This is a genomic window from Pantoea nemavictus (genome assembly GCF_037479095.1).
In the GTDB taxonomy this organism is placed as follows: domain Bacteria; phylum Pseudomonadota; class Gammaproteobacteria; order Enterobacterales; family Enterobacteriaceae; genus Pantoea; species Pantoea nemavictus.
The window spans coordinates 1,008,672-1,021,681 of the sequence record NZ_JBBGZW010000001.1 but is presented as its reverse complement, the minus strand read 5'-3'; the positions used below and the strand labels follow the sequence as shown (position 1 = coordinate 1,021,681).

Genomic DNA, 13,010 nt, shown 5'->3' with positions numbered 1-13,010 from the left:
GAAAGTGGCGGGTAACTCTTGAAGATGAGCGGAGAAGGGCGCATTATTGAATGGATAACATTAGCGATAAATCTATAAAATTATTGAGTTAACCAAAAAATGACATAAAAAAAGCAGCCGCGCGGGCTGCTTTTTTTGTGGGTGTAATAATCAGGATTGATTATTAGCCGCAATGATTTTCGCCACTTTATCGGCTTCAGTCGTTAACTGAAGCTGACGGTAAGCATTTTCCATCAACGGCAACGCTTCATGAGTTGCCTCGGTGTCCGGATAATCCTTCATCATCGTTTCCACACGATTAACTACAGCGACATACGCACCGCGCTTGGTATAGAATTGCGCCACCGAGAGTTCATACTTCGCCAGACGTTCTTTCAGGAACGCCAAACGTTTCTGCGCATCCGCAGCATATTGGCTGTTTGGATAACCGCGCAGTAGCTGCGAGAAGTCACGGAAAGCATCACGAGCGTGCGTCGGATCGCGATCGGAACGATCGATACCGAAGAAGCCCTGCAATGCTGAATCATCCAGCGCCATATCCGTGAGACCTTTCATATAGATGACATAGTCGACGTTCGGATGGGTTGGATTCAGACGCATAAAGCGTGAAATAGCGGCTTGCGCCAGTGGCAGATCGGCATTTTTGTAATACGCGTAGATCAAATCCAGCTGTACTTGCTGCGAGTAAGGACCAAACGGATAGCGGTTGTCCAGTGCTTCCAGTTGCTTAATCGCCGCTTTAAAGTTACCGTCCTGCAGCTTTTGCTGAGCCGTGGCGTAAATTTCAGACGGCGGGCTGTCCGGGACGGGATCCGATGAGCCGGAACAGCCCACAAGCGCCAGGCTCAGGCTCAGTGTGGCAGCAGCCACCAGATGTTTCATACGCGTCATGACGAAATGATTATCCTCAAAGTGTTATAGCAGAAGCTGTCCGTATAGCTCCCAATTATGGCTAGGTACGATAGCACATTATATTAAACGGCATCGCCGTGAAAACCCAACGTTAACGAAGAAGCTGTATATGGCACAACAAGTTCAACTCACCGCAACGGTGTCCGAAGCACAACTTGGACAACGCTTAGATCAGACTTTGGCAGAATTGTTCCCTGATTATTCACGTTCTCGTATAAAAGAGTGGATTCTCGAGCGTCGAGTCAGCGTAAACGGCACCATCATCGATAAACCAAAAGAAAAAGTTTTTGGCGGTGAGCATGTCGCGATCGATGCTGAGATCGAAGAAGAGCAACGCTGGGAAGCGCAAAATATCCCCTTAAACATCGTTTATGAAGATGACGATATTCTGGTGATCAACAAGCCGCGTGGTCTGGTGGTACATCCAGGCGCCGGTAATCCTGACGGCACGGTGCTTAACGCACTGCTTTATCATTATCCACCGATCGTTGACGTACCTCGTGCAGGTATTGTTCATCGTCTGGATAAAGATACCACCGGTTTGATGGTGGTTGCGAAAACCGTGCCTGCACAAACTCACCTGGTTGAAACGCTGCAGCTGCGTGAAATTACGCGTGAATATGAAGCGGTAGCCATCGGTACCATGACCGCAGGCGGTACGGTGGATCAGCCAATGGCGCGCCACTCAACTAAACGCACGCACATGGCAGTACATCCAATGGGTAAACCGGCAACCACGCACTATCGCATTATGGAACACTTCCGTGCCCATACGCGTTTACGTTTGCGCCTGGAAACCGGCCGTACGCATCAGATTCGTGTGCATATGGCGCATATCAACCATCCGCTGGTGGGTGATCCGTTGTACGGTGGCCGTCCACGTCCACCAAAAGGTGCCTCTGAAGCCTTCATCAATACGCTGCGCGGTTTTGATCGTCAGGCGCTGCACGCCACAATGTTACGTCTTTATCATCCGATTACCGGTATCGAGATGGAATGGCATGCGCCATTGCCGCAGGATATGGTGGATTTGATTGATGCCCTGAAAGCCGATACCCATGAGTTCCGCGATCAGATGGATTGGCTATGAGTGAATGGATCATCCCGGACTGGCCTGCACCGCAGCGTGTTCGGGCATGTTCCACCACACGTTTTGGCGGTTTAAGCCATGCACCATGGGATTCGCTGAATCTTGGTGGACACGTCGGCGACCTTGCAGAGCATGTTGCGCTTAATCGGCAACGTTTAGTTGAGCAGCTGGCGTTACCGGCGATGCCGCAATGGCTAAATCAAATCCATGGTCAGGTCGTCGCGCGTTTACCTTCAACGGAGACGCTACCTCCTGCGGATGCTGCAATTACGCGTGAAAACGGGGTGGTTTGCGCAGTGATGACGGCGGATTGCTTGCCGGTGCTGTTTTGCAGCAGAGATGGCAGTGAAGTAGCAGCGGCACATGCTGGCTGGCGCGGACTCTGTAATGGCGTGCTGGAACAGACCTTATCGCAGTTTCATTGTTCGGCGAATGACATCCATGCCTGGCTTGGCCCGGCAATTGGTCCGCAGGCATTCGAAGTTGGGCCAGAGGTCAAATCGGCATTTATGGCTCACTCCGAACAAGCTGAAGAGGCTTTTCGCCCGGTGGGTAGCAAATATTTTGCCGATATTTGGATGCTGGCACGCCAGCGTCTGCAGGCCGCCGGCGTGCACTCCATAAGTGGTTCAACGCGTTGTACCTTCCATGAACGTGATGATTTTTTCTCCTTCCGGCGCGACGGCATCACCGGGCGTATGGCAACTTTGATTTGGCTGAGATAACCTTACGCCACAAGACGGTCCAGTTAGCGTATTTTTTGCTCACAACTCAGGTCATTAACCTTGAAAAATTTGAGGGATGACCTCATTTAATCTCCAGTAGCATTTTGACCTGTAATGGGAGGAATTATGCGTCTGGATCGTCTTACTAACAAATTTCAACTGGCTCTTGCCGATGCACAGTCCCTTGCTCTGGGACATGACAATCAATTCATTGAACCCCTTCATATGATGAGCGCGTTGCTCAATCAGGAAGGCGGATCGGTGCGTCCGTTGCTAAGCGCAGCGGGTGCCGATGTAGCTGGTCTGCGTACCAGTATCGAACAAGCAATTAATCGACTGCCGCAGGTAGAAGGTACCGATGGTGACGTCCAGCCATCCGCCGATCTTATTCGGGTGCTTAATCTGTGCGACAAGCTGGCGCAAAAGCGCGGCGATAACTTTATATCATCCGAATTATTTGTTTTGGCGGCCCTCGATTCACGTGGCTCACTGGCTGATCTATTGAAGTCAGTTGGCGCGACATCGGAAAAACTCTCTCAGGCCATCGACCAATTACGGGGAGGAGATAACGTGAACGATCAAGGTGCTGAAGATCAGCGTCAGGCATTGAAGAAATACACTATTGACCTTACAGAGCGTGCCGAGCTAGGCAAGCTTGATCCGGTCATTGGTCGTGACGAAGAGATCCGTCGCACCATTCAGGTGTTGCAGCGTCGTACCAAAAACAACCCGGTGTTGATTGGTGAGCCCGGCGTAGGTAAAACCGCCATCGCTGAAGGCTTAGCACAGCGCATCATTAATGGTGAAGTTCCGGAAGGGCTGAAGGGGCGTCGCGTACTGGCTTTAGATATGGGCTCGCTGGTGGCGGGTGCCAAATATCGCGGTGAATTTGAAGAGCGTCTTAAAGGCGTGCTTAGCGACCTGGCGAAACAGGAAGGTAACGTCATCCTGTTTATCGACGAGTTGCACACGATGGTTGGCGCCGGTAAAGCGGACGGCGCAATGGATGCGGGTAACATGCTGAAGCCGGCGTTGGCGCGCGGTGAACTGCACTGCGTTGGTGCTACCACGCTGAATGAGTATCGTCAGTTCATTGAGAAAGATGCCGCGCTGGAACGTCGTTTTCAGAAGGTATTCGTGGCTGAGCCGAGCGTGGAAGATACCATCGCAATTCTGCGCGGTCTTAAGGAACGTTATGAACTGCACCACCACGTGCAGATCACCGATCCCGCGATTGTGGCTGCGGCAACGCTGTCGCATCGTTATATTTCCGATCGTCAGCTGCCGGATAAAGCGATTGACCTGATCGACGAAGCGGCATCCAGCATTCGTCTGCAGATGGATTCTAAGCCGGAGTCGCTTGATCGTCTGGAGCGTCGCATCATCCAGTTAAAACTGGAGCAGCAGGCGCTGAAGAAGGAGTCGGATGACGCCAGCCTGAAGCGCCTGGAAATGCTGGAAAGCGAACTCGATCAGAAAGAGCGTGAATACGCTGAACTGGAAGAGGAGTGGAAAGCGGAAAAAGCCTCCTTAACCGGCACGCAGAACATTAAAGCAGAGCTGGAGCAAGCACGCCTGACGATGGAGCAAGCGCGTCGTGTTGGCGACCTTGGTCAGATGTCTGAGCTGCAGTACGGTAAAATTCCAGAGCTGGAAAAACAGTTAGCCATCGCTACGCAGTCTGAAGGTAAGACCATGAAGCTGCTACGCAACCGCGTGACGGATGTGGAGATTGCCGATGTGCTGGCACGTTGGACCGGTATTCCTGTCGCGCGCATGATGGAAGGTGAACGTGAGAAGTTGCTGCGCATGGAGCAAGAGCTGCACGCTCGAGTGATCGGTCAGAACGAAGCGGTGGAAGCGGTATCGAATGCAATCCGTCGTAGTCGTGCAGGTTTGTCGGATCCAAACCGTCCGATTGGTTCCTTCTTGTTCCTCGGACCAACCGGCGTGGGTAAAACCGAATTGTGTAAAGCGCTGGCTAACTTCCTGTTCGACAGTGACGATGCGATGGTACGCATTGATATGTCCGAGTTTATGGAAAAACACTCGGTGTCGCGTCTGGTGGGTGCTCCTCCAGGATATGTTGGTTACGAAGAGGGCGGTTATCTGACGGAGGCGGTACGTCGTCGTCCTTATTCAGTTATTTTACTGGATGAGGTTGAGAAGGCGCACCCTGATGTGTTCAACATCTTGTTGCAAGTACTGGACGATGGCCGCTTAACTGACGGACAGGGCCGTACGGTCGATTTCCGTAATACCGTAGTCATCATGACTTCGAACCTCGGTTCCGATCTCATTCAGGAACGTTTTGGTTCTCTGGATTATCCGGAAATGAAAGAGGTGGTGATGACGGTTGTTGGACAGCATTTCCGTCCTGAATTTATCAACCGTATAGATGACATGGTAGTTTTCCACCCGTTGGGCGAAAAACACATTGCATCTATTGCGCAGATTCAGCTGCAGCGTTTGTATCATCGTCTCGAGGAGCGCGGTTATCAACTGCATATCTCTGAGGCGGCGCTCAAGCTGCTTGGCGAAAATGGTTATGACCCGGTTTATGGTGCGCGTCCGTTGAAGCGTGCAATCCAGCAACAGATTGAAAACCCGCTGGCGCAGCAGATTCTCTCTGGTGCTTTGGTTCCGGGTAAAACTATTGAAATGGATGTTAAAGACGATGTGATTGTTGCTGACCAATAATCCATTGTGATTAAAACGGGCCTTCGGGCCCATTTTTTTTGGTCTTATCGCAAGAATTAGCTGGTTTTTACAACGTATAGCCTGAAAAGTGAGCGGTCGTGCAAAAACTTTGAATTTGCACTTGTCACCTCCGAATAACTCCCTATAATGCGCCACCACTGAGACGGCAAAGCGGCAACGCAGACGGCTCAGCAGGGAGTGAAGAAATTCATCCCGCCGGATGAAAACGCTGAAAAAAGTGTTTGACTCTGAAGGAGGAAAGCGTAATATACGCCACCTCGCGACAGGCGGTTAACCCGCTGTTCGCAACGCTCTTTAACAATTTATCAGACAATCTGTGTGGGCACTCGCAGGATTGATATCAGCGTCTCCGGACGCAAAAAAATATCAAGTCTCACGAGTGAACACATAATGAAATTCATTATGACGTTTTACAGATGAGCATCGCTTAACTTGTTTAAGCAAATCAAACTTAAATTGAAGAGTTTGATCATGGCTCAGATTGAACGCTGGCGGCAGGCCTAACACATGCAAGTCGGACGGTAGCACAGAGAGCTTGCTCTTGGGTGACGAGTGGCGGACGGGTGAGTAATGTCTGGGAAACTGCCCGATGGAGGGGGATAACTACTGGAAACGGTAGCTAATACCGCATAACGTCGCAAGACCAAAGTGGGGGACCTTCGGGCCTCACACCATCGGATGTGCCCAGATGGGATTAGCTAGTAGGTGGGGTAATGGCTCACCTAGGCGACGATCCCTAGCTGGTCTGAGAGGATGACCAGCCACACTGGAACTGAGACACGGTCCAGACTCCTACGGGAGGCAGCAGTGGGGAATATTGCACAATGGGCGCAAGCCTGATGCAGCCATGCCGCGTGTATGAAGAAGGCCTTCGGGTTGTAAAGTACTTTCAGCGGGGAGGAAGGCGGTGAGGTTAATAACCTCACCGATTGACGTTACCCGCAGAAGAAGCACCGGCTAACTCCGTGCCAGCAGCCGCGGTAATACGGAGGGTGCAAGCGTTAATCGGAATTACTGGGCGTAAAGCGCACGCAGGCGGTCTGTCAAGTCGGATGTGAAATCCCCGGGCTTAACCTGGGAACTGCATTCGAAACTGGCAGGCTAGAGTCTCGTAGAGGGGGGTAGAATTCCAGGTGTAGCGGTGAAATGCGTAGAGATCTGGAGGAATACCGGTGGCGAAGGCGGCCCCCTGGACGAAGACTGACGCTCAGGTGCGAAAGCGTGGGGAGCAAACAGGATTAGATACCCTGGTAGTCCACGCCGTAAACGATGTCGACTTGGAGGTTGTTCCCTTGAGGAGTGGCTTCCGGAGCTAACGCGTTAAGTCGACCGCCTGGGGAGTACGGCCGCAAGGTTAAAACTCAAATGAATTGACGGGGGCCCGCACAAGCGGTGGAGCATGTGGTTTAATTCGATGCAACGCGAAGAACCTTACCTACTCTTGACATCCAGCGAACTTAGCAGAGATGCTTTGGTGCCTTCGGGAACGCTGAGACAGGTGCTGCATGGCTGTCGTCAGCTCGTGTTGTGAAATGTTGGGTTAAGTCCCGCAACGAGCGCAACCCTTATCCTTTGTTGCCAGCGGTCCGGCCGGGAACTCAAAGGAGACTGCCAGTGATAAACTGGAGGAAGGTGGGGATGACGTCAAGTCATCATGGCCCTTACGAGTAGGGCTACACACGTGCTACAATGGCGCATACAAAGAGAAGCGACCTCGCGAGAGCAAGCGGACCTCATAAAGTGCGTCGTAGTCCGGATCGGAGTCTGCAACTCGACTCCGTGAAGTCGGAATCGCTAGTAATCGTAGATCAGAATGCTACGGTGAATACGTTCCCGGGCCTTGTACACACCGCCCGTCACACCATGGGAGTGGGTTGCAAAAGAAGTAGGTAGCTTAACCTTCGGGAGGGCGCTTACCACTTTGTGATTCATGACTGGGGTGAAGTCGTAACAAGGTAACCGTAGGGGAACCTGCGGTTGGATCACCTCCTTACCTGAGGATACCTTCCCGCGAAGTGCTCACACAGATTGTCTGATAGAAAGTAACGAGCAGAAAAAACCTCTACAGGCTTGTAGCTCAGGTGGTTAGAGCGCACCCCTGATAAGGGTGAGGTCGGTGGTTCAAGTCCACTCAGGCCTACCAAATTTCTCCTCATGCTGCGTTATGCGCGCGGTCGTTTACGAAAGTAAACTTCCCTTACGCATGCCTTGCCTGAGAAGAAATTAACATTTCTCATTTGATGAATGTGACTCCTGGTGAGTGGTAGTAGTGGTCTCTGCAGTAACTGTATGGGGCTATAGCTCAGCTGGGAGAGCGCCTGCCTTGCACGCAGGAGGTCAGCGGTTCGATCCCGCTTAGCTCCACCATTACAGTGACTCAAAACAATACTTCAGAGCGTACCGGAAACGGTGTGCTGCGAAGTATTATGCTCTTTAACAATCCGGAACAAGCTGAAAATTGAAACGACGTGTTGTTTTCATTCTCCGTAATAGGAATGAAATCACGATGCGTTCGAGTCTCTCAAATGCTTACAGTCCCGAGCGTTGCAAAACGCCTGTGGGTTGTGAGGTTAAGCGACTAAGCGTACACGGTGGATGCCCTGGCAGTCAGAGGCGATGAAGGACGTGCTAATCTGCGTAAAGCGTCGGTAAGGTGATATGAACCGCTACAGCCGACGATGTCCGAATGGGGAAACCCGGTGCACTCAGTGCATCATCGCAACATGAATACATAGTGTTGCGAGGCGAACCTGGGGAACTGAAACATCTAAGTACCCAGAGGAAAAGAAATCAACCGAGATTCCCCCAGTAGCGGCGAGCGAACGGGGAACAGCCCAGAACCTGAATCAGTTTGTGCGTTAGTGGAAGCGTCTGGAAAGTCGCACGACACCGGGTGATAGTCCCGTACACGAAAGTGCACAGATTGTGAGTTCGAAGAGTAGGGCGGGACACGTGGTATCCTGTCTGAATATGGGGGGACCATCCTCCAAGGCTAAATACTCCTGACTGACCGATAGTGAACCAGTACCGTGAGGGAAAGGCGAAAAGAACCCCGGCGAGGGGAGTGAAACAGAACCTGAAACCGTGTACGTACAAGCAGTGGGAGCCTCATTTATGGGGTGACTGCGTACCTTTTGTATAATGGGTCAGCGACTTATATTCTGTAGCAAGGTTAACCGTATAGGGGAGCCGCAGGGAAACCGAGTCTTAACTGGGCGTTAAGTTGCAGGGTATAGACCCGAAACCCGGTGATCTAGCCATGGGCAGGTTGAAGGTTGGGTAACACTAACTGGAGGACCGAACCGACTAATGTTGAAAAATTAGCGGATGACTTGTGGCTGGGGGTGAAAGGCCAATCAAACCGGGAGATAGCTGGTTCTCCCCGAAAGCTATTTAGGTAGCGCCTCGTGAACTCATCTCCGGGGGTAGAGCACTGTTTCGGCTAGGGGGCCATCCCGGCTTACCAACCCGATGCAAACTGCGAATACCGGAGAATGTTATCACGGGAGACACACGGCGGGTGCTAACGTCCGTCGTGAAGAGGGAAACAACCCAGACCGCCAGCTAAGGTCCCAAAGTCATGGTTAAGTGGGAAACGATGTGGGAAGGCACAGACAGCCAGGATGTTGGCTTAGAAGCAGCCATCATTTAAAGAAAGCGTAATAGCTCACTGGTCGAGTCGGCCTGCGCGGAAGATGTAACGGGGCTAAACCATGCACCGAAGCTGCGGCAGCGACGCGTATGCGTTGTTGGGTAGGGGAGCGTTCTGTAAGCCGTCGAAGGTGTGCTGTGAGGCATGCTGGAGGTATCAGAAGTGCGAATGCTGACATAAGTAACGATAAAGCGGGTGAAAAGCCCGCTCGCCGGAAGACCAAGGGTTCCTGTTCAACGTTAATCGGAGCAGGGTGAGTCGACCCCTAAGGCGAGGCTGAAAAGCGTAGTCGATGGGAAGCAGGTTAATATTCCTGCACTTGGTGTTACTGCGAAGGGGGGACGGAGAAGGCTAGGTTATCCGGGCGACGGTTGTCCCGGTTTAAGCGTGTAGGCTGACACCTTTGGTAAATCCGGGGTGTCTTAAGGCTGAGGCGTGACGACGAGCCACCACGGTGGTGAAGTAACTGATGCCCTGCTTCCAGGAAAAGCCTCTAAGCTCCAGGTAACACGAAATCGTACCCCAAACCGACACAGGTGGTCAGGTAGAGAATACCAAGGCGCTTGAGAGAACTCGGGTGAAGGAACTAGGCAAAATGGTGCCGTAACTTCGGGAGAAGGCACGCTGGCGCGTAGGTAGAGGGACTTGCTCCCCGAGCCGAAGCCAGTCGAAGATACCAGCTGGCTGCAACTGTTTATTAAAAACACAGCACTGTGCAAACACGAAAGTGGACGTATACGGTGTGACGCCTGCCCGGTGCCGGAAGGTTAATTGATGGGGTTATCCGCAAGGAGAAGCTCTTGATCGAAGCCCCGGTAAACGGCGGCCGTAACTATAACGGTCCTAAGGTAGCGAAATTCCTTGTCGGGTAAGTTCCGACCTGCACGAATGGCGTAATGATGGCCAGGCTGTCTCCACCCGAGACTCAGTGAAATTGAAATCGCTGTGAAGATGCAGTGTACCCGCGGCAAGACGGAAAGACCCCGTGAACCTTTACTATAGCTTGACACTGAACATTGAGCCTTGATGTGTAGGATAGGTGGGAGGCTTTGAAGCGTGGACGCCAGTCTGCGTGGAGCCAACCTTGAAATACCACCCTTTAATGTTTGATGTTCTAACGTAGGCCCGTGATCCGGGCTGCGGACAGTGTCTGGTGGGTAGTTTGACTGGGGCGGTCTCCTCCCAAAGAGTAACGGAGGAGCACGAAGGTTGGCTAATCCTGGTCGGACATCAGGAGGTTAGTGCAATGGCATAAGCCAGCTTGACTGCGAGAGTGACGGCTCGAGCAGGTGCGAAAGCAGGTCATAGTGATCCGGTGGTTCTGAATGGAAGGGCCATCGCTCAACGGATAAAAGGTACTCCGGGGATAACAGGCTGATACCGCCCAAGAGTTCATATCGACGGCGGTGTTTGGCACCTCGATGTCGGCTCATCACATCCTGGGGCTGAAGTAGGTCCCAAGGGTACGGCTGTTCGCCGTTTAAAGTGGTACGCGAGCTGGGTTTAGAACGTCGTGAGACAGTTCGGTCCCTATCTGCCGTGGGCGCTGGAGAATTGAGGGGGGTTGCTCCTAGTACGAGAGGACCGGAGTGAACGCACCACTGGTGTTCGGGTTGTCATGCCAATGGCACTGCCCGGTAGCTAAGTGCGGAAAAGATAAGTGCTGAAAGCATCTAAGCACGAAACTTGCCCCGAGATGAGTTCTCCCTGACTCCTTGAGAGTCCTGAAGGGACGTTGAAGACTACGACGTTGATAGGCCGGGTGTGTAAGCGCAGCGATGCGTTGAGCTAACCGGTACTAATGACCCGTGAGGCTTAACCTTACAACGCCAGAGGCGTTTTGGTCTGAGAGACCGGATTTTCAGCTTGTTCACGGACTGGTTTGCGGCGCCTTTGAGGGCTACGCGAACGAAACAGAATTTGCCTGGCGGCTTTAGCGCGGTGGTCCCACCTGACCCCATGCCGAACTCAGAAGTGAAACGCCGTAGCGCCGATGGTAGTGTGGGGTCTCCCCATGCGAGAGTAGGGAACTGCCAGGCATTAATTAGGTGAAGAAGCCCTGAACGGAAGTTCAGGGCTTTTTTTCGTCTTGAGTCCGGTAAGTTTTACTAATTGAAGACCTCATTAGATCCCCGAATTAACTGAAAAACTGAAAGAATTCCTCTGCAAAATTCTCTCCTTGTCACAATTTTCCATCCACAGGCAGCGACAATCCCCGCAAGCAGCAGATAGATGCTTTACTAAATCCTTTGGCGTTAATTCTTCGCAAGGAAAAGAGGTAAGCATGACAAACTCACAACAACAAAAAGTGGCACTATCTGAAGCAGCAGCCGACAGTAAACAGCGCATCTGGGCGATTGTTGGCGCTTCATCCGGCAATTTAGTCGAATGGTTTGATTTCTATGTCTATTCTTTCTTCTCACTCTATTTTGCCCACGTCTTCTTCCCTAGCGGTGATACCACCACGCAACTGCTGCAAACTGCGGGCGTTTTTGCAGCGGGCTTTTTAATGCGTCCGATCGGTGGATGGTTGTTTGGATACATTGCCGATCGCCACGGCCGTAAAGCCTCAATGTTGATCTCAGTGTGCATGATGTGTCTGGGGTCGTTAGTCATCGCCTGTTTACCGGGCTTTAGCGAAATTGGAATAGCCGCCCCAGTCATTCTCCTGCTGGCGCGTATGTTCCAGGGCTTATCGGTTGGTGGCGAGTATGGTACGAGCGCCACCTATATGAGCGAAGTGGCGCTGGAAGGAAGAAAAGGATTTTACGCCTCTTTCCAGTATGTGACGTTAATTGGTGGTCAATTACTGGCAGTGCTGACTGTCGTAGTATTGCAACAAATCCTTAGCGATGAAGAGCTCCGCAGCTGGGGCTGGCGTATCCCATTCTTCCTCGGCGCTATCCTGGCTGTCGTTGCACTGTGGTTGCGTCGTTCTCTCAATGAAACATCAGAGAAAAAACACCGAGAACACCGAGATGCCGGCAGTATTATGGGGTTGCTGCGTAATCACTCGCGTGCCTTTCTGATGGTGCTAGGGTTCACTGCAGGCGGTTCGCTCAGCTTCTATACCTTCACCACTTATATGCAAAAATACCTGGTCAATACCGCGGGAATGGACGCCCGCAGCGCCAGTGGCTTAATGACCGGCGCATTATTGGTATTCATGCTAATTCAGCCGATTGTTGGCGCATTGTCAGACAAAATTGGCCGCCGCGCATCAATGATGATTTTTGGCGCTGGCGCGGCAATTTGTACCGTCCCCATTCTGATGCTGCTGCAAAATGTACAGAGCAGTTGGCTGGCATTTGTATTAATTATGCTGGCGCTGATCATTACCAGCTTCTATACCGCCATCAGCGGCATTTTGAAGGCCGAAATGTTCCCGCCAGAAGTCCGCGCACTGGGGGTTGGGCTATCCTATGCGGTCGCGAATGCGATTTTTGGTGGTTCTGCAGAGTACGTGGCACTACTGCTGAAGCGGGAAGGCATTGAAACCAGTTTCTTCTGGTATGTCTCGGCGATGGGAGCATTGGCGTTTCTGGTCTCGCTTATGCTGCATCGAAAAGGGAAGGGGATTGCGCTGTAGTTACTGGCTTAAATTCCAAAGCGCGATACCGCTGGCAGCGCCGGCAACATCCCAGCTAAGATCTTTCCAACTCCAGCCGCTCCCCGTTGAGCGGCTGTCATATAACTCTTTACCCACACCAAAACTTAATGAAAACAGAAAGCCGAAGCGCAAATTTTTCCCACGGCTTTGATGCTGATGTTGAGATATCTCGCTGCCTGCCGCGGCCAGCGCCGCAGATGAGAAGAAGTGTTCTGCTTTATCTTTGCCCGTCCAGTTATCCTGCGCAACGTGCGCGCATCCACTACACAGCAAAACCACGCAGAGGATAAGCGCACGCAT

General features: G+C 52.0%; 6 protein-coding genes, 2 tRNA genes and 3 rRNA genes. 9 read left to right on the top strand and 2 right to left on the bottom strand.

Annotated elements, in window-relative coordinates; translation table 11 throughout:
- Positions 1 to 150 precede the first annotated feature (150 nt).
- Entirely contained in the window at positions 151 to 891 is a 741-nt protein-coding gene (gene bamD, locus WH298_RS04720; RefSeq protein ID WP_180822325.1) for an outer membrane protein assembly factor BamD, read from the bottom strand.
- 130 nt (positions 892 to 1,021) lie between these two features.
- On the opposite strand from bamD, the gene rluD reads away from it, so the two are divergent.
- The 9 genes from rluD (at position 1,022) to WH298_RS04675 (ending at position 12,689) form a co-directional block, all read left to right on the top strand.
- Positions 1,022 to 2,002, top strand: coding sequence for a 23S rRNA pseudouridine(1911/1915/1917) synthase RluD (rluD, locus tag WH298_RS04715; RefSeq protein WP_180822324.1), 981 nt, complete (start codon positions 1,022 to 1,024; stop codon positions 2,000 to 2,002).
- Positions 1,999 to 2,727 carry a purine nucleoside phosphorylase YfiH gene (gene yfiH / locus WH298_RS04710; RefSeq protein ID WP_180822323.1) on the top strand — a complete coding sequence of 243 codons (729 nt, stop codon included), beginning with the start codon at positions 1,999 to 2,001 and terminating at the stop codon, positions 2,725 to 2,727. Before rluD ends, yfiH begins: the two co-directional genes overlap by 4 nt.
- A 126-nt stretch (positions 2,728 to 2,853) precedes the next feature.
- A complete protein-coding gene (gene clpB / locus WH298_RS04705) occupies positions 2,854 to 5,427 on the top strand; it encodes an ATP-dependent chaperone ClpB (protein ID WP_180822322.1) in 2,574 nt (857 codons plus the stop codon).
- Between the two features lie 474 nt (positions 5,428 to 5,901).
- Positions 5,902 to 7,441: ribosomal RNA gene (locus WH298_RS04700) — 16S ribosomal RNA — on the top strand.
- 73 nt (positions 7,442 to 7,514) lie between these two features.
- Positions 7,515 to 7,591, top strand: a tRNA-Ile gene (locus tag WH298_RS04695).
- Positions 7,592 to 7,739: 148 nt separating this feature from the next.
- Positions 7,740 to 7,815 (top strand) — tRNA-Ala (locus WH298_RS04690).
- A 201-nt stretch (positions 7,816 to 8,016) separates the two neighbouring features.
- A 23S ribosomal RNA gene (locus tag WH298_RS04685) occupies positions 8,017 to 10,923 on the top strand.
- Between the two features lie 100 nt (positions 10,924 to 11,023).
- Positions 11,024 to 11,139 (top strand): 5S ribosomal RNA (rrf, locus tag WH298_RS04680).
- Together the 16S, 23S and 5S rRNA genes with 2 tRNA genes alongside form the textbook arrangement of a ribosomal RNA operon.
- Positions 11,140 to 11,384: 245 nt before the next feature.
- The gene (locus WH298_RS04675) at positions 11,385 to 12,689 is read left to right on the top strand and encodes an MFS family transporter (RefSeq protein ID WP_180823688.1); all 1,305 of its coding nucleotides are present in this window, start codon (positions 11,385 to 11,387) and stop codon (positions 12,687 to 12,689) included.
- Here the strand turns inward: WH298_RS04675 and WH298_RS04670 are convergent, their stop codons facing one another.
- Positions 12,690 to 13,010 (bottom strand): YfiM family lipoprotein, encoded by a 321-nt coding sequence (locus WH298_RS04670; protein WP_180822321.1) that lies wholly within the window; start codon positions 13,008 to 13,010, stop codon positions 12,690 to 12,692.

Coding starts and splice junctions, on each gene's coding strand:
- bamD (WP_180822325.1), bottom strand. CDS start 891: ATGACGCGTATGAAACATCTGGTGGCTGCTGCCACACTGAGCCTGAGC.
- rluD (WP_180822324.1), top strand. CDS start 1,022: ATGGCACAACAAGTTCAACTCACCGCAACGGTGTCCGAAGCACAACTT.
- yfiH (WP_180822323.1), top strand. CDS start 1,999: ATGAGTGAATGGATCATCCCGGACTGGCCTGCACCGCAGCGTGTTCGG.
- clpB (WP_180822322.1), top strand. CDS start 2,854: ATGCGTCTGGATCGTCTTACTAACAAATTTCAACTGGCTCTTGCCGAT.
- WH298_RS04675 (WP_180823688.1), top strand. CDS start 11,385: ATGACAAACTCACAACAACAAAAAGTGGCACTATCTGAAGCAGCAGCC.
- WH298_RS04670 (WP_180822321.1), bottom strand. CDS start 13,010: ATGCGTGCGCTTATCCTCTGCGTGGTTTTGCTGTGTAGTGGATGCGCG.